Origin of the sequence: Actinomadura harenae (assembly GCF_003696215.1) — a bacterium.
In the GTDB taxonomy this organism is placed as follows: Bacteria; Actinomycetota; Actinomycetes; order Streptosporangiales; family Streptosporangiaceae; genus Spirillospora; species Spirillospora harenae.
Genome location: NZ_RFFG01000034.1, coordinates 66,629 through 83,315 on the forward strand (window position 1 = coordinate 66,629; position 16,687 = coordinate 83,315).

The 16,687-nt window shown below is 73.3% G+C and carries 15 protein-coding genes; 8 read left to right on the top strand and 7 right to left on the bottom strand.

Translation table 11 applies throughout. The features are described 5' to 3' along the window. Window positions 1–89 precede the first annotated feature (89 nt). Window positions 90–992, top strand: coding sequence for a quinone oxidoreductase family protein (locus EBO15_RS20130; RefSeq protein ID WP_122195963.1), 903 nt, complete (start codon window positions 90–92; stop codon window positions 990–992). A gap of 6 nt (window positions 993–998) precedes the next feature. On the opposite strand, the gene EBO15_RS20135 is transcribed toward EBO15_RS20130, so the two are convergent. The 3 genes from EBO15_RS20135 to EBO15_RS20145 form a co-directional block, all read right to left on the bottom strand. Continuing rightward, complete coding sequence (locus EBO15_RS20135) at window positions 999–2,531, bottom strand: sensor histidine kinase (RefSeq protein ID WP_199744678.1); 1,533 nt, start codon at window positions 2,529–2,531, stop codon at window positions 999–1,001. Continuing rightward, window positions 2,528–3,226, bottom strand: a complete 699-nt coding sequence (locus EBO15_RS20140; protein ID WP_122195965.1) for a response regulator transcription factor — start codon at window positions 3,224–3,226, stop codon at window positions 2,528–2,530. The genes EBO15_RS20135 and EBO15_RS20140 overlap by 4 nt, the downstream gene beginning before the upstream one ends. An 81-nt stretch (window positions 3,227–3,307) precedes the next feature. Beyond that, window positions 3,308–5,491, bottom strand: a complete 2,184-nt coding sequence (locus tag EBO15_RS20145; protein ID WP_122195966.1) for an MMPL family transporter — start codon at window positions 5,489–5,491, stop codon at window positions 3,308–3,310. Window positions 5,492–5,767: 276 nt separating this feature from the next. Here EBO15_RS20145 and EBO15_RS20150 point away from each other — a divergent pair, with 276 nt between their 5' ends. After that, complete coding sequence (locus EBO15_RS20150; RefSeq protein ID WP_199744679.1) at window positions 5,768–6,205, top strand: MarR family winged helix-turn-helix transcriptional regulator; 438 nt, start codon at window positions 5,768–5,770, stop codon at window positions 6,203–6,205. Further along, window positions 6,202–6,537, top strand: coding sequence for an ester cyclase (locus tag EBO15_RS20155; protein ID WP_122195967.1), 336 nt, complete (start codon window positions 6,202–6,204; stop codon window positions 6,535–6,537). Before EBO15_RS20150 ends, EBO15_RS20155 begins: the two co-directional genes overlap by 4 nt. A 54-nt stretch (window positions 6,538–6,591) precedes the next feature. Here the strand turns inward: EBO15_RS20155 and EBO15_RS46140 are convergent, their stop codons facing one another. Next, window positions 6,592–7,962 (bottom strand): nitroreductase/quinone reductase family protein, encoded by a 1,371-nt coding sequence (locus EBO15_RS46140; RefSeq protein WP_233616311.1) that lies wholly within the window; start codon window positions 7,960–7,962, stop codon window positions 6,592–6,594. Between the two features lie 23 nt (window positions 7,963–7,985). Between EBO15_RS46140 and EBO15_RS44275 the strand changes: the two genes are divergently transcribed. From EBO15_RS44275 to EBO15_RS20185, 5 genes are all read left to right on the top strand, one after another. Beyond that, window positions 7,986–8,135 (top strand): hypothetical protein, encoded by a 150-nt coding sequence (locus EBO15_RS44275; protein WP_158628289.1) that lies wholly within the window; start codon window positions 7,986–7,988, stop codon window positions 8,133–8,135. A gap of 372 nt (window positions 8,136–8,507) precedes the next feature. Beyond that, on the top strand, window positions 8,508–9,875 hold the full coding sequence (locus EBO15_RS20170) for an MBL fold metallo-hydrolase (protein ID WP_122195968.1): 1,368 nt from the start codon (window positions 8,508–8,510) through the stop codon (window positions 9,873–9,875). A gap of 55 nt (window positions 9,876–9,930) precedes the next feature. Further along, window positions 9,931–10,302: a rhodanese-like domain-containing protein gene (locus EBO15_RS20175; protein WP_378238823.1), complete on the top strand. Its 372-nt coding sequence runs from the start codon at window positions 9,931–9,933 to the stop codon at window positions 10,300–10,302. Then, window positions 10,299–11,099 (top strand): sulfite exporter TauE/SafE family protein, encoded by an 801-nt coding sequence (locus tag EBO15_RS20180; RefSeq protein WP_122195969.1) that lies wholly within the window; start codon window positions 10,299–10,301, stop codon window positions 11,097–11,099. Before EBO15_RS20175 ends, EBO15_RS20180 begins: the two co-directional genes overlap by 4 nt. 105 nt (window positions 11,100–11,204) lie before the next feature. Continuing rightward, window positions 11,205–11,768, top strand: a complete 564-nt coding sequence (locus tag EBO15_RS20185; protein WP_122195970.1) for a rhodanese-like domain-containing protein — start codon at window positions 11,205–11,207, stop codon at window positions 11,766–11,768. 45 nt (window positions 11,769–11,813) lie between these two features. Here the strand turns inward: EBO15_RS20185 and EBO15_RS20190 are convergent, their stop codons facing one another. The 3 genes from EBO15_RS20190 to EBO15_RS20200 all read right to left on the bottom strand — a co-directional run. Next, window positions 11,814–13,631 (bottom strand): alkyl/aryl-sulfatase, encoded by a 1,818-nt coding sequence (locus EBO15_RS20190; protein ID WP_122195971.1) that lies wholly within the window; start codon window positions 13,629–13,631, stop codon window positions 11,814–11,816. Window positions 13,632–13,800: 169 nt separating this feature from the next. Next, window positions 13,801–15,423: an MFS transporter gene (locus tag EBO15_RS20195; protein WP_122195972.1), complete on the bottom strand. Its 1,623-nt coding sequence runs from the start codon at window positions 15,421–15,423 to the stop codon at window positions 13,801–13,803. A 69-nt stretch (window positions 15,424–15,492) separates the two neighbouring features. Beyond that, window positions 15,493–16,687 (bottom strand): FHA domain-containing protein (locus EBO15_RS20200; RefSeq protein WP_147481567.1); only part of this gene is annotated, 1,195 nt, incomplete at its 5' end.

The following is a 16,687-nucleotide window of genomic DNA, read 5'->3' on the forward strand; positions in this document are numbered from 1 at the left end:
GGGCGTCTCCCTGATATTTAGGTTTGACCTAATTATGTGTCGGGTCTAGGTTTGGGAGCGTTGGTCAGGGCACGGACTGGGGAGCAGCCATGCGCAAGATCCGTTTTGAAGCCGATGCGACGCCTGTCCTGGAGGAGGCGGGCGTTCCGCAGGCCGGTCCTGGTGAGCTGCTCGTTCGTGTCGAGGCCGTGGGGGTCGGGCTGGGACTGGTCCGTTCGATGCGGTCGGGGACGCCTGCGACCGGTGCGGAGGTCGTCGGCAGGGTGACGGGCCTGGGGCCCGGGACCAGCGGCTTTCAGGTGGGGGACAGGGTTGGCGGGGTCGTGATGCGCGACGCCTTCGCTGACACGGTGGTGGCGGTGCCGCAGCTGATGTCGGCGGTGCCCGAGGACGTGGACACCGCCGACGCGTTGTGCCTGGTCCGGGGCGGCCTTATCGCGATGAGCGCGCTGCGCGCGGGGGCGTTCGCCGCAGGGGAGTCCGTGCTCGTGACCGGCGCGGCCAGCGGGGTCGGGCACCTGGCCGTCCAGCTCGCCAAGGCGATGGGCGCGGCCCGGGTCGTCGCGGCGGCCGGTTCGCCGGACAAGGCCGCCTTCCTGCGCGACTGCGGCGCGACCGAGGTGGTCGCCTACGACCAGGACTGGGGCGAGCCGGTGGACGTCGTGCTCGACGGGGTCGGCGGTGACCTCGTCCAGCGAGGGGTGGACGCGCTCCGTCCGCGCGGACGGCTGGTCGCCTTCAGCGCGGGCGGCGGCGTCGTCGACGCCGGGAGCCTGCTCGGCGGGCTGAAGACCGTCACCGGCTTCTCGATCGGCCTGATCGGCCGTGAGCAGCCCGAGCTGATCGACGGGATGCGGGCCGAGCTGTGGCGGCTCCTCGCCCCCGGTGACCTGCGTCCCGCGCACACCGCGTTCCCGTTCGAGGACGTCGATCGGGCCGTCGCTCTCGTCGCCGAGCGGCGCAACCTCGGCCGCGTGCTGCTGGAGCCGTGATCCTCGCTACGCGTCCGGGTGGGTGGAGTCCTTCAGCAACGGGAGGACGACGCGGAAGGTGGCGCCCTCGCCGGGGGTGGTGTCCAGGTCGAGGCGGCCGTTGTGGGCGGTGACCAGGGCCTGCGCGATGGGGAGGCCGAGGCCGGAGCCGCCCGTGGTGCGGTCGCGGGAGGCGTCGGTCCGGTAGAAGCGGTCGAAGACGTGGCGGCGTTCCTCGGGGGTGAGGCCGGGACCCTGGTCGGCGACCTCGATGACGGCGTGGTCGCCGATGGTCCCCACACCGATCCGGACGGGAGTGCCCGGCGGCGTGTGGGCGACCGCGTTGCCGACGAGGTTGGTGACGACCTGGCGCAGGCGGGCCTCGTCCGCGAGGGCGGGGGCACTGGACGGACGCCCCCCGCCCGGGCCGGTGAGGGTGACCGGGCGGGCGGCGTCCAGCGCGCGGACGTCGTGGAGGGCGTCCGCGGCGAGGGTGCGCAGGTCCATGGGGGCCAGGTCGAGGGCGAAGGCGGAGCCGTGGGCGGCCTCGTCCACGCGGGCGAGCAGGAACATGTCCTCGACCAGGCGGGTGAGGCGCGCGGACTCCCCGGCGATCCGGTCCATGGTGCGGTCGACGTCCGCGCGGGTGGGGAGCGCGCCGAGGCGGTACAGGTCGGTGTAGCCGCGGATGCCGACGAGGGGCGTGCGGAGTTCGTGACCGGCGTCGGCGAAGAAGCGGCGGGTGCGGGCCTCGGCCTCGTCGCGGGCGCGGAAGGCGGCGTCGATCTCGTCGAGCATCCGGTTCAGGGCGGTGGTGAGGCGGCCGACCTCGGTGCGCGGCCCGGCGAGCTCGGGCACGCGGTGCGAGTAGTCCCCGGCGGCGATCGCGGTGGCGGTCTCCTCGATGCGGGTCAGCGGCCGCAGCCCGGAGCGGACGGCGAACCAGCCCGCGGCGGTGAGGACGGCGAGCAGTGCCAGGCCCGCGGTGAGGGAGTAGAACCCGGTCCGGGCGACGGTCCGCTGGATCTCGTCCAGGGACGTGGCGATCGCGACGCTCCCCGAGGTGCCGCCCGGCTCCGGCGGGCCGAGCAGGTTCTCGCCGCTGCGCGGCAGCGTGATGACGCGCCAGTCGTGGTCGCCGTTGAGCGCGGGGACCGTGAACGGCTTCTTGCCCTTGGCGGTGACGGCCGCCCGGTCCAGGCGGGGGAGTCTCGGGCCGCCGCCCGGCAGCGGGGTCCCGGCGTCGTAGACCCTGATGACGTCGCCCCGGTCGTTCACGATGGTGGCGGTCGTGTCGCCGAGGACGCTCAGCGGCCGGATGCTCGCCCGGTTGTTGCTGGTCGGCGGCAGCGGCACACGGGCGGCGATCTCGCCGGTGAACAGGAGCCGGTCGTCCAGGCGTCCCTGGAGGTAGCCGCGGAGCCCGAAGGTGACGACCGCTCCGGCCGCGAGCAGGCCGACGGCGACGAGCGCGATGGACAGGCAGAGGAGGCGCGTGCGCAGCGACATGCTCCACGGCAGCCGTCCCGCTCGTCCGGCCCGTCCGGCCCGTCCGGTCACGGTCGCGGCCCCCGCATGACGTAGCCGACGCCGCGGACGGTGTGGATGAGCTTCGGCTCCTCGGTGTCGACTTTGCGGCGCAGGTAGCTGATGTAGGTGTCGACGATGCTGGGGTCGCCGCCGAAGTCGTAGTCCCACACGCTGAGCAGGATCTGGCTCTTCGACAGCGTCCGCTCGGCGTTCACCATCAGCAGGTGCAGCAGCCGGAACTCGGTCGGGGAGAGCCGGACGGCGCGTCCCGCGCGGGCGACGCGGTGGCCGTCGGGTTCGAGTTCCAGGTCGCCGACGACGAGCCGGGGCGGCGGCTCGCCGCGCGTCCGCCGCAGGACCGCGCGGATCCGCGCGATGAGCTCCTCCAGGTCGAACGGCTTGGTGATGTAGTCGTCGCCGCCGATCTCCAGGCCGTGGATGCGGTCGCGGCGGTCCTCGCGCGCGGTGACGAACAGGACGGGCAGCGGCCCGCCGGCCGCGCTGAGGGCACCGGCGCGCAGCTCCCGGACGACCTCGAACCCGTCCATGTCCGGGAGCATGACGTCGAGCAGCACCAGGTCCGGCGGACGCGCCGCGGCCAGGTCCAGGGCCTCCCGGCCGGTCGCGGCGGCGTCCACGTCGAAGCCCGCGTAGCGCAGGGCGGTGCGCAGCAGCTCGCGGACGGTCGGCTCGTCGTCCACGACCAGCAGGTGGTCCTCGCGCATGGGTGTGTCGCCGCCTCGATGGTGGGTCCGGCCTGTCGAGTAGAGATCATGCCCTGCGGTCCTGAACGGCAAGCGGGCAGGTCAGGGGATGCGCGTCGGCCGGAGGGCGGCCTCGGGTCCCGGCGCCGCCGCGTGGACGGGCAGCCGCTCGCCCTCGACGTCCAGGTTCGGGACGATCCGGTCCAGCCACCGCGGCAGCCACCACGCCCGCCCGCCGAGCAGCGCCAGGACGGCGGGCACGAGCGTCATCCGGACGACGAACGCGTCGAACAGCACGGCCGCGGCCAGACCGAACCCGATCGTCTTGATCATCTGGTCGTCCGAGCCGAGGAACGCGGCGAACACCGCGATCATGATCAGCGCGGCGGCGGTGACGACCCGGGCGCCGTGCTCCAGGCCGCTGACGCACGCGTCCAGCGGGGACCGTCCGCGCACGTGGGCCTCGCGCATCCGGGTCACCAGGAACACCTCGTAGTCCATGGCCAGGCCGAACACCACGCCCACCATGAAGATCGGCGTCATCGACATCACCGGCCCGGGTTCGCCGATCCCGAGCAGGGAGGCGAGCCAGCCCCACTGGAAGACGGCGATCACCGCGCCGAGCCCCGCGCCGATCGACAGCAGGAACCCCAGGGCCGCCTTCAGCGGCACCAGCACCGAGCGGAACACGGCGATGAGCAGCAGGAACGCCAGGCCGACGACCAGCGCGAGGTAGGGGAGCAGCGCGTCGTTCAGCTTCTGCGACACGTCCACGTTCATCGCCGTCGTCCCGGAGACCAGGACGCGGGCTTCCCCCGACACGTCCGGGGACCGCAGCGCGTGCACCAGGCCGGTGGTCTCGGCGGTGCCGGGCCCGGTCGTCGGCACGACGTTCAGCACGGCCGTGTCGCCGGACGGGTTCAGCACGGGCCGCCCGACCGAGGCGACGCCGCGCACGCCATGGACGCGGTCGGCGACGCCCTGGGCCGCCGCGTTCGCGTTGCCGCCGTCCTTCGCCTGGACGACCAGCGTCAGCGGGCCGTTGGACCCGGGCCCGAAACCGTCCGCGACCAGGTCGTAGGCGCGCCGCTGCGTCGTCGACGCCGGCTTGCTCTCGTCCCCGGGCAGCCCCAGCTCCATCGACGCGGCCGGGATCGCGACCACCCCGAGCGCCGCGACGCCGAACACCAGCACCGCGACCGGACGGCGCGTCACGAACCGCGCCCACCGCACGCCCATCGCCGGACGCGGTGCTCCGCCGTCCTTCCGGCGCCGCGGACGCGCCGGGCCGACCCGCCGTCCCGCGATCCCCAGCAGCGCGGGCACCAGCGTGACCGCGATCAGCACGGCGATGACGACCGTCCCGGCGGCGGCCAGGCCCATCTGGGTCAGCACCGGGATCCCGACCACGCTCAGCCCGGCCAGCGCGATCACCACGGTCAGCCCGGCGAACACCACCGCCGACCCCGCCGTCGCGACCGCGATCGACGCCGCCTCTTCCCGGTCCCGGCCTTCGGCCAGCTCGGCCCGGTACCGCGACACCACGAACAGCGCGTAGTCGATGCCGACCGCCAGCCCCAGCATCGTCGCCAGGGCCGCGGCCGTGGAACCCCACCCCAGCAGCGCGGACAGCGCCGTGATCGCGCTCGACCCCGCCGCGACGCCGAGCAGCGCCGTCAGCAGGGGCAGCCCGGCCGCCACCAGCGACCCGAACGTGACGACCAGGACGACCGCCGCGACCAGGATCCCGATGGCCTCCGACGAATGCCCGGCCGCGTGCGACGACACGGCGTTCCCGCCCGCCTCCACGGCCAGCCGGTCCGACCGGGCGTGCTCCACCGAGCCGAGCAGCGCCTTGTGGGACGCGTCGTCCAGCTCCGACGCCGGCACCTTGTAGGAGACCTGCGCGAACGCGGTCGAGCCGTCCCGGCTCACCGACCCCGTCTTGAACGGGTCGGTGACACGGGCGACCTGCGGGTCACGGCCGAGCGCCTGGACGGCGTTCCCGACGTCCTGCCGGGCCTGCGCGTCGGTCACCTTCCCCTTCTCGGCCTTGAACACCACGCGCGCGGTCGCGCCGTCGGCCTTGAGCTGCGGAAAGCTCGTGTCGAGCAGGTCGAACGCGCGCTGCGCCTCCGTCCCCGGCATCGAGAAGTCGGTCGGCGGCGCCGCGGGGGCCCGGGCGGCCAGCACACCGGCCACGACCAGCAGACCCGTCCAGACCACCGCCACGAACCAGCGCCGCCGGAACGAGAACCGTCCCAACGCGTACAACAGAGTCGCCACAGGCAGGGCTCCAGTCAGATCACGGCTTCGGGGAACGCCGCACGGCGGTCCCGTCGACCGCGCCCGGCAGCCCGAGAGTGGCAACCGAGCCTGACCGGTTCCGGTGCGTCCCTGTGAGTTCCCTGAGAGCCGCCCCACCCCCAACCAGACCAACGCCCCCCAACCCCCGCCCCCGCCCCCGCCGATCACAGGCAACTCTCAGACGGTGACCCTGGACACGATGGCGGTGGCGCGCCAATACTTGAGCACATCAAGAGTTGAGGCTATAAAGAGATCGTGCATGACGAGACGTCCGAGGATCGGTTCTTTCGCGAGGTCGGCGGCACCTGTGCCGAGTTGAGGCAGGCGTTCGCCCGGTATGTGGGGATGAGCGCGCACCGCGTGCAGGTGCTCGTCCGGCTGCGGCGGCAGGGGGAGACGAGCCACAGCGACCTGCGTCAGGCGCTGGGCGTCGACGGCGCGAGCATCACCCGGCTGGTCAAGGAGCTGGAGGGCGAGGGGCTGGCCCGGCGCCGCCTCGACCCGTCCGACAACCGCTACACCCTGGCCGCGCTGACCCCGGACGGGGAGCGCGCCGCCGCCGACCTGGAGCGCTCGCACCAGGCGTACCAGGAGCGCCTGCTCGACGGCGTCTCCGCGGACGAGCGGGAGTCGGTGCTGCGCGCCCTGCGGCACATCCGGACGAACATCACCCAGCAGGAGGAACGACGATGACCGACGAAGTCCGCGCGGCCGCCGAGGCGATGTACACGGCGTTCAACGCGCACGACCACGAGGCCGCCCACGACATCTTCACGGCGGACTTCTACAGTCACCCGCTCGGCACGACCGGGCCGGGGAGCATCGCCCTGCGCTGGAAGCAGATGCACGAGACCTTCCCCGAGCTGCGCGTCACGGTCGAGGACATGGTGGTCGAAGGCGACACCGCCGCCGTCCGGACGAGCCTGCGGGGCGTCCCCGGGCAGGCGCCCACGATGATGGAGATCTTCCGCGTCCGGGACGGGCGCATCGCCGAGCTGTGGGGCCTGTCCTCGATGGGACGCTAGCGACGCGCCGCCGCCGGCCGGCCCCCGCGAGAGGGCCGGCCGGCGGCGTCCTGGTCAGAGCCAGGCGGACAGGCGGTCCAGGAAGGTGGCGCCCACCGGGGGACGCGGTTCCGCCGCGACGACCAGGTGGAAGGCGTGCGCCATGTCCTCGTAGACGTCGAGGGTGACGTCGACGCCCGCCTCGGCCGCCGCCTCCGCGTAACGGAGGGAGTCGTCCAACAGGCCCTCGCTGCCGCCGACCGCCATGAGCATGCGCGGCAGGCCGGTCAGGTCGCCGTGGATGGGCGACTGGGGCGCCTGGTCGTTCGGCAGTCCGTCCAGGTACCTCGCGATGACCTGCTCGAGGATCTCCCGGGTGAGGCCGTCCCGGCCCCCGGGGGCGTCGATGGACGGGCTCGTCGCGGTGAAGTCGGTGATCGGGGAGACCGGCACCACCGCGCCCGGCAGGGGGACGCCCTCCGCGCGCAGGCTGGGCAGCGCCTCCAGGATGAGCGTCCCGCCCGAGGACTCGCCGAAGAGGACCGTCCGCTCAGCCGGGACGCCCGCGGCCAGCAGTCCCCGGTAGGCGGCGACCAGCTCGTCGTGCGCGACCGGGTAGACGTGCTCGGGCACGAGCGAGTAGTCCAGGCTGAACGCCGGACGGCCGGTCGTCTTCGACAGGTGGTAGGCGATCAGCAGTTCGAACTCGGGCATGCGGTTCTTGAAGCCGCCGCCGTGCACGTACACGATGACGCCCGCCTCCTGCGCGGTGCGGCCCGACGCGTCCACCCACCGGCCCGGCGCGGGCACCGCGATCGGCTCGCCGGTGACCGCGTCGGACGGCAGCGGAGGCGGGCCCGCGAAGACGCCGGACAGGGCGGCGGCCACGGTGTCGTAGGTGTCGGGACCGGTGATGTGGTCGGTCTTCAGGGTGCTCTCCTTCTGCTGCAGGATGTTCCAGACCGGGGCGAGCCCCCGGTCGTCCAGGGCCTCGGCGAGGTCGTCGTCGGGCAGGTTCACGCTGGTCAGCCGGACGGGACGGAGCGCGACGACCGGGATGACCCGTGCCGTCCCGCGCTGGTACTCGGCCCAGCCCGGGTCGGACGCGACGGCCCGCGCCCAGACCTCGTCCCGTTCGGCGCCTTCGAGGACGACCGCGTCGGCCTCCAGCGTGAACGGGCCGGTCTCGACGGTGACGCGCGCGTCGGCGACCAGGTTGTGGAACCACGCGGGGTTCCGGGCGGCTCCGGCGGCCGACGCGATCACCAGCAGCCGGTCCGGGTCGGTGAGGAAGCCGACGGGGGTGGTGTGCGGACGGCCGGTGCGCGCGCCCGTCGTGGTGAGCAGGAGCAGGCGGGCGCCCTCGAACATGCCGCCCACGCGTCCGTGGCGTGTGCGGAACTCGTCGATGACCTGCTTCTGGAAATCCGCGATCGGTGGGGTCAAGACTCTCCTTGCTGCTTTCTCGCATGGCGAGACGAATGAGGGAAGGCGCGCCCGTCCGGCAGACGACACGGAACGGAGCCGGTGAGGCCGAGGTCGCGCGCGGGTGGCGGACGGGCGCGGTGGAGCGGCGCGCGCTCGGATCACAGCGTCCGGACGAGGCGCCCGGCGGGTGAGGCGAAGCACTCGGACAAAAGGTGCGCGAGTGCTCAGAACCGGGTAAATGCCTAATGGGACGTCGTGAACGGCGTCGGCGCGATGCGCTTAGGCGAGATCCATGCGGTAGAAGGCCACCTGCATCGTCCCTTTCGGGGTCTCCGGGTGCTCGTGTACTCGCCCGTCGCCTGGCCCTCGTCCTCGCAGGGGCACTCTCACGGACGCCACACGGCACCGGCGTTCATTGTCGACAAGATCACCCCGGGCCGTCAAGTGGCGCCGGCCGGGGCGGGTGAAGATCGTTCTTGGTACCCCTGGGGGTATTTGTGCTAGCCTGCGGATGGTGCCTCGGATACCCCCGGGGGTAATAACGTCCGCAAGGAGGCGGGATCATGTTCTTCGTCGAGACCCTGGAACTCGAGGGCCTGGGCAACCGCAGCTACCTGGCGGGCGGGCCCCGGGCCGCGGTGGTCGTGGACCCGCCGCGCGACCTGGACCAGGTCGTCGAGGCGGCGGCCCGGCGCGGCGTGCGGATCGCCTACGTCGCCGAGACCCACGTCCACAACGACTACGTCACCGGCGGCCTGGAGCTGGCCCGCGTCACCGGCGCCGGATACCTCGTGCCCGCCGCCGCGGACGTCGCCTACGACCGCCTCCCGGTCGCCGACGGCGACACGATGCCCCTGGACGAGGGCCTGGTGCTGCGCGCGATCGCCACGCCCGGCCACACCCCGCACCACACCTCCTACGTCCTGGAGGAGGACGGGCGGGCGGTCGCGGCGTTCACCGGCGGCTCGCTGCTCATCGGCTCCGTGGGACGCCCCGACCTGGTCGAGCCCCGCCTGACCGAGCCGCTCGCCCGCGCGCAGCACGCGTCCGTCCGGCGGCTGGCCGACGAGCTCGCCGACGAGGTCGCCGTGCTCCCGACGCACGGGTTCGGCAGCTTCTGCTCGTCCTCGCAGGCCGAGGGCGACACGACGACGATCGGCCTGGAGCGGACGCGGAACACCGCGCTGACCAAGGACGTCGACGCCTTCGTCGCCGAACTGCTCGCCGGCCTGGACGACGTCCCCGCCTACTACGCCCACATGGGCCCGGTGAACGCGGCGGGCCCGGCCCCCGTGGACCTCACGCCCGTCCGCCGCGCCGACGCCGCCGAGATCGCCACGCGGCTGGCGGCGGGCGAGTGGGTCGTCGACCTGCGCGGCCGCGTCGCCTTCGCCGAGGGCCACGTCGCCGGGTCGTACAACTTCGAGGGCGAGGGCAAGCTCGCCACCTACCTGGCCTGGCTGATCCCGTGGGGCCGTCCCGTCACCCTGCTGGGCGAGAACGCCGAGCAGATCGCGGACGCCCAGCGCGAGCTGGCCCGGGTCGGCATCGACCGTCCGGCCGCCGCCGCGACCGGCGGGCCCGGCGACTGGCTCACCGGCGGCGACAAGCCCCGGTCCTTCCCGCGCGCGACCTTCGCCGACCTCGCCGCGACGCTCCGCGACGGCGGGCCGCGGCCGGTCGTCCTGGACGTCCGGCGCGACTCCGAGCGGGAGCTCGGGTTCGTCGACGGCTCGGTCCACATCCCGATCCACCAGCTGCGCGGACGCATGCGCGAGGTCCCGCCCGGCCAGGTGTGGGTGCACTGCGCGGGCGGCCTGCGCGCCGCGATCGCGGCGTCCCTGCTGGACGCCTCGGGCCGCGACGTCGTCGCCGTCGACGACGGGTTCGACTCGGCCGTGGACGCCGGGATCACCGTCACCGGCCCTTGAGCCGGCCATTCGATCGGCCATTCAATCGGCCACTGACAACGAAGGAGGACACTCAGTGATCTTCAACAAGCTCTTCGGCGCGTCGGGAGGCGCGCGGATCTCCGCCCGCGAGGCGCACCGGCGCGCCACGGACGGCGAGGCCGTCCTCCTCGACGTCCGCGAGGCGGCCGAGTGGAAGGCGGGGCACGCGCCCGGCGCGGTGCACCTGCCGCTCGGCAACATCGCCGCAGGTGCCCAGCTGCCTGCTGCCGCGCGGAACCGGACCGTCATGGTCATCTGCCGCTCCGGCGGTCGGTCCCGGCAGGCCACCGGCATCCTCGCCGGACGCGGCGTCGACGCCGTCGACGTGACCGGCGGCATGCAGGTCTGGGCGCGTGAGGGACTCCCCGTCACGGGCCCGGGAGGCCGCCCCGGCACGGTGGCATGATCACACTGATCCTGGCCCTGGGCTGCGGCGCCGCGGCGGGGCTGGTGCTCGGCGCGCTCGGCGCGGGGGGCAGCATGCTCACCGTGCCCGCGCTGGTCTACCTGCTGGGGTTCACCCCCTCGGAGGCCACGACCGCCAGCCTCGTCATCGTCGCCGTCACCTCCGTCGCGGCCCTCGTCGCGCACGCCCGCGCGGGCGACGTGCGGTGGAAGGCGGGGACGCTGTTCGCGGTCGCCGGGATCGTGCCCGCCGCGGTGGCCGGGCTCGCGGCGGCGCGCCTGCCCCAGTCCGTCCTCACCGCCGCGTTCGCGCTGCTCGCCGGGTTCGCGGCCGTCCGCATGCTGCGCTCCACCCGCGCGACCCCCTCCCCGCCCGCGGAGGAGTCCGTGCCCGCGGAGGAGCCCACGCCCGGCGAGGAGGTCACGGGCGAGGCCCATCCGGGGAAGGCGGCCGCGACCGGGGCCGGGCTCGGCGCGCTGACCGGGCTGCTCGGCGTCGGCGGCGGGTTCCTCGCCGTGCCCGCGCTGGTCACCCGGCTGGCGTTCCCCATGCGGGCGGCCATCGGGACGAGCCTGCTGGTCATCGCGGTGAACGCGGTGGCGTCCCTGGCCATGCGGGGGAGCGTCACGTCCTCGCTCGACTGGGCCACGGTCGTCCCGTTCGCCGCCGCCTCGATCCTCGCCGCCCGGGACGGGAGGCGCGTCGCGTCCCGGATCTCCGGACGGCTGCTCCAGCGCGCCTTCGCGATCATGCTCCTCGCCGTCGCGGGCCTGATGCTCCTCGACGCGCTCACCTGACCGACCGTCCTCGGGGGACCCCCGAGTGACGACCCCCCATGTCGAAATACCCCGTCCCGTATCCTACGGTGGGGTCGACAAACCGAGCCGAAAGAGACCCCCACCATGGCCATCACCGCCGTCACCCCCGAGCAGGCCCATACCCGCCTCGCCGAGTTCACCGTCGTCGACGTCCGCACGCCGGGCGAGTTCGCCTCCGGCCACCTGCCGGGCGCCCACAACGTCCCGCTGGACAGCCTCGACCAGGCCATGGACGCCCTGAAGGCCGCCGCCGCGCGCGGCCCGCTCCTCGTGGTGTGCGCGTCCGGCGCCCGCTCGGGCCAGGCGTGCGAGCGGATCTCCGCGCTCGGCATCGAGGTGGCGACCCTCAGCGGCGGCACCCAGGCGTGGGCCCAGGGCGGACGCGACGTGCACAAGCCCGCCGGCGGACGCGAGGTCTGGGCGATGGACCGCCAGGTCCGGTTCACGGCCGGTTCCCTCGTGCTGGCCGGAGTGGTCGCGGGCGCGTTCTGGAAGCCCGCCCTCGTCCTGTCCGGCGGCGTCGCGGCGGGCCTGGTTTACTCGGCCGTGTCCAACACGTGCGCCATGGCCGCCATGCTCTCCAAGCTCCCGCACAACCGTCCCCGCACGGGCGACCTCGACGCCGCCCTCGCCGCCCTCAAGGGCTGACCCGCGCCCCGGAGGGACGGCCGGTCGGGCCGTCCCTCCGGCGCGTCAGGGCGTGACGATGGGGAAGTCGGGCTCGGGCTGGTCCAGGACGGAGGCCAGGCGGGTCAGGACGGTCGGGTCGCCGTCCATCGTGATGTGCTCGGAGCCCTTGCCGGCGAGCAGGGCCAGCAGGTCCGGCCGGGTGAGGGTGAGCGTCAGGTCGGGAGTGCCGCGCGTGCGCTCCGTCCGCGGGGCGTGGACGAGGACGCCGTTGGACAAGGACATCCGGTACTTGTCCCCGCTGTCGGAGAAGTCCCAGTCGAGTGTGAACCCCTCGCTCCACGCCTTCGGGCCGTCGACCAGGATCGCGAGGCCGTCGAAGAGCTGCTCGGTCGTCATCGCGTCGGTCATGCCCCCGGCGAAGGTCAGGCTCGTCTTGACGCCCTTGCGCAGTTCGAGGGCGCCGGTGAGGTAGAAGTTGCGCCAGGTGCCGCATTCGGCGCCCTGGCCCAGGCGCTGGTAGACCTCCGCGAGGTGGTGTTTGGCCTTGGTATGGGCGGGGTCGGCGAAGACGGCGTGGTTGAGGAGCGTCGCGGCGAAACGCAGATCGTCCTTGTCGGCATAGTGCGCGGCCAGCTCCAGGACCCTGGACATGCCGCCCATGCACTTCACGTACCGCCGCGCCGCCTCCACCGGCGGGTGCTCCCACAGGTGGGCCGGGTTCCCGTCGAACCAGCCGAGATAGCGCTGGTAGATGGCCTTGACGTCGTGCGACACCGACCCGTAGTAGCCGCGGGCGTGGAAGGCGTTCTCCAGAGCGGGCGGCAGCCGCATCATCTCGGCGATCTCGATCCCGGTGTGGCCCCGGTTCATCAGCCGCAGCGTCTGGTCGTGAAGGTAGCCGTACAGATCCCGTTGCAGGGTCAGGAAGGCGAGGATGTTCTCCGTCCCCCAGGTCGGCCAGTGGTGGGAGGCGAAGGCCACTTTGCTGTCGGCGGCGAACAGGTCGATGGCCTCGTTCAGGTAGCGGGACCACATCCGGGCGTCGCGGACGACCGCTCCGCGCAGCGTCAGGATGTTGTGCAGGGTGTGGGTGGCGTTCTCGGCCACGCACAGCGCCTCGCGATCCGGCAGGAAGAAGTGCATCTCCGCCGGTGCCTCGGTGTTCGGCGTCAGCTGGAAGACGAACGCGACACCGTCGATCGTCTCCTTCTGCCCGGTGTGGGTGATGTCCAGGTTCGGCGGGATGAGGGAGACGCGGCCGCTCGAGCCGGTCTGGCCCAGACCGGTGCTGACCAGGCCCTTCGCGTCGCGGGGCAGGTGCAGGCCGCTGTGGTAGATGGCGCGGCGCGCCATCGCGGGCCCGGCGTAGACGTTCTCCGAGACCGCGTGCTCCATGAACCCCTCGGGCGCGAGGATCGGCACCTTGTCCGGGTTGCCCGCCCGGAGGACGCCCTCGGCTCCGGCGAAGTGGTCCACGTGCGAGTGGGTGTAGATGAGCCCGGTGACCGGACGGTCGCCACGGTGCTCGCGGTAGAACGCCAGGCCCGCCGCCGCGGGCTCCACCGACATCAGCGGGTCGACCACGATGACGCCCTTGTCGCCCTCGATGAGCGTCATGTTCGAGAGGTCGAAGCCGCGGATCTGGTAGACGCCGTCCGTCACCTCGTACAGGCCCTGCCGGGAGCACAGCTGCCCCTGCCGCCAGAGCGAGGGGTCCGCGGTGTCGGGGCAGTCGCCCTCCAGGAAGGAGAACTGGTCGTTGTCCCATACTTTCCGCTTGGGGTCGTCGTCGGCGTAGATCACCCCGGGGACCAGGGACGCCTGCCAACCCTGGTCGGCGTTCTCGAAGTCGGTCAGGTCGTCGAACGGCAGATCATCCATGACCTGGACATCGCCGCAGGTCACCGACGGCAAAACCAGCCGAGGTCAAAGAGCGGTCATGCCGCAGGACGCGACTCTCGCGTGCGCAACGCACAAGGGCGGCGACGTAGGTGCCGGTGGAGAACCGGCACCCGCGTCGCCGCCCGCCGTGCTTCCGGGCGTCCGGCCTCTACGTCTCGGCCGTGGCGACGGCGGGGATCGGCTTCGGCGCGGGCTTGCGGGTCTCGACGCCGAACACGATGACGGCGATGACGGCGAGGGCGAGCGGGACGACGCCGAGCAGCGCGGTCAGGCCGATGGACGGCGCGGCGATGCCCGAGACCAGCATGATCGTCACCACGACGCCGCCGATCTTGCCGACGCCGGCCGACAGGCCCGAGCCGCGCGAGCGGATCCGCGTCGGGTAGATCTCGGAGCTGTAGGCGGCCAGCACGGACGCGATGACGCTCGTCCCGACGATCGGCCCCGCGAGCAGCACGTAGAGCCAGTCGCGGTGCTTGGCCAGGTCGTCCCCGGCGAAGGTCAGCACCGCGAGCGCGGCGGCGACCAGGGCGGTGAACAGGATGATCGTCTTCTTCGCGCTCCACAGCCCGTAGAGGGCGGCGGCGAGGAACACCAGCGGCAGGCCGAGCAGCGCCGAGTCGCGCAGCGCGCGGTCCGCGGTGGCCTGGGGGAGCCCGAGCTTCTGCAGGTTCGACGGGATCCACAGCTGGAAGCCGTAGGTGACCAGGCCGATGCCGAGACCGAGGACGATGACCGCGGTCGTGAGGCCGGTGAACGGCGGGCGGAACAGCCGCCCGAACCCGCCGTGCCCGTCGGCTCCGTCCTCGGGCTCGGGCTCCGGCTCCGCGTCGGTGACCTCGACCAGGGACGCGCCGTAGCGGGCCATGACGACGCGGGCCTCCTCCTCGCGTCCGCGCGAGAGCAGGAACCGGGGCGACTCGGGGATCCAGTGGTTCAGCAGGATCAGCACCACCCCGGTCGGCATGCCCAGCAGCCACAGGATGCGCCAGGAGTAGGTCGGGACGAGCGAGGCCGACATCCAGCTGGTGACGACGTAGGCGAGCGCGAGCGTGCCGCCGATGAGGACCATCAGCCAGCCGCGGTGCCGTCCGGGGATCGTCTCCGCGAGCAGCGAGAACGTGATCGGCAGCATGCCCCCGGCGCCCGCGCCCATCAGGAAGCACATGGCGAGGTTCCAGCCGAAGGACGGCATGGCGCCGCACGTCGCGGTCGTCACGAACAGGACCCCGGCGAACAGGATGGACGCGCGCCGTCCGACACGGTCACCCAGCCAGCCCCACACGAACGAGCCCACCGCGGTGCCGGTGAGCCCGAAGAACGGCAGCAGCGCCACGGGCAGGTGGCCGTGCGGGTTGAGGGCCGACTTCAGCCCGTACTCCTTCGCCACGCCGGGCGCGGTGAACCCGAGGGAGATCGGCTTCATGGCGTCGATGGTGACGGCGACGGTCAGGATGGCGATCAGCGCGATGTGCGCCGGACGCAGCTTGGAGTCGCCCTCGGCGCGGACGCGCAGCTCCGCGGGCGGGGCGGTCTTGAGGAACCCGCGCGGGAAGAGGCCGAAGCCGACGGCCACCAGCCCGAGCACGATCAGGACCATCCCGATCATCATCGGGGTGTCCATCGGCATGCCGTTGAGGTGGTAGTGCATGTCCTTGGCATGCAGGTACATCGGGAGGTGCAGCAGCACACCCGCGACGCAGGCGACGAAGCCGCCCCAGAACAAGAGCGGGTGAGCGTAGGCGATGCCGCTCGGGGACCGAGATCGCATGGTCGTGTGGTCGTCCTTCCGGACTGAAGGGGGTTGGCCTGGCGGGGTGCGGAGTGATCAGACGCGGGGTCAGGGTTCCCGGTTCGATTCAAACCGGAATGTTCGCGAAACACCGATACGCGCGACCGTTCCCGGGGCCAGCGGCACCGGGGTGTCGGGCGCGATCCGCTCGAAGTCGGGCGCCCCCGGAGGCTTGACCGCGGTGCCGTTGACCGAGCCCAGGTCGACCAGGAGCACCTTCCAGCCGTCCAGCCGGATCAGCGTGTGACGCCGGGAGATCGAGCCGTCGTCGTCGTTCAGCCGCATCGGGACGGCGCGCTTCGCGGCGACCTCCGGCGCGTGCCGGGGCTCCCGTCCGATGAGCAGGTCGGCCGTCAGCGGGACGGTCTGCCCGTCGTCGACGAGCAGCACGCCCAGCGGCGGCCGCGGCCCCTTGAAGGGCGCGAGGGTCGCCTGCATCATCGAGATCCCGCAGACCGCGCAGTAGCGCGCCCGGGGGTCGTTGAAGTGGTGGTTCTTGCAGTTCACGCCCAGGATGTGCGGCGTCTCGGGCCGCGACCGCCCACCCGGAGACCCCGACCCCGGCCCTGCTCCCGACCCCGCGCGAGGTTCCGGGCTTCCGCCCGCGCCCGCACCCGCGACCGGCACCGACGGTGAGCTCGCGCGGGGACGGGCGCCGGCGCCCGCGACCGGGATTCCGGGCGACGGCGACGGAGAAGGCGACGCCGAGGGCGACGCGGAGACCTTGTGCTCCATGCGCGTGCGCGGTGGCTCCGAGGCCGACTCGGCGGACGACGGGGAGGCCCTGTGTTCGATGCGCGTGCGCGGCGGCTCCGACGACGACTCGGGACGGTTCGGACGGGCGGCGGCGGGAGCGGGGTTCGGCGACGCCCCGGCCACGCGGCGTCCGGTCTGCGTGATCTGCCGCAGGCCGCCGCCGTGGACGACGCCCGACGACAGCCGGAGCCGCGGCTCGACCTCTCCGGCGCCGGGCAGGACGAGGTCCAGCCGCGCGACCGGGCCGGGGACGGTCCGTTCCGTCCAGGCGTAGGAGGCGGTGCCGTCGATCCGGGTCTCCCGGCCGTCGGCGGCGAGCACGCGGGCCTCGGCGCCCCCGCCGACCAGGAGGGCGACGCCGCCGTCGGACGCGGGACCGGCGGCGGCGCAGGCCGGCGGCCCGCCGTCGCCTTCGTCCGCGGCCGACAGCACGCGGATCACCCGGTTGACGAGCCCGCGTCCGCCCTCGCCCGCCGCGGCGGCGTCG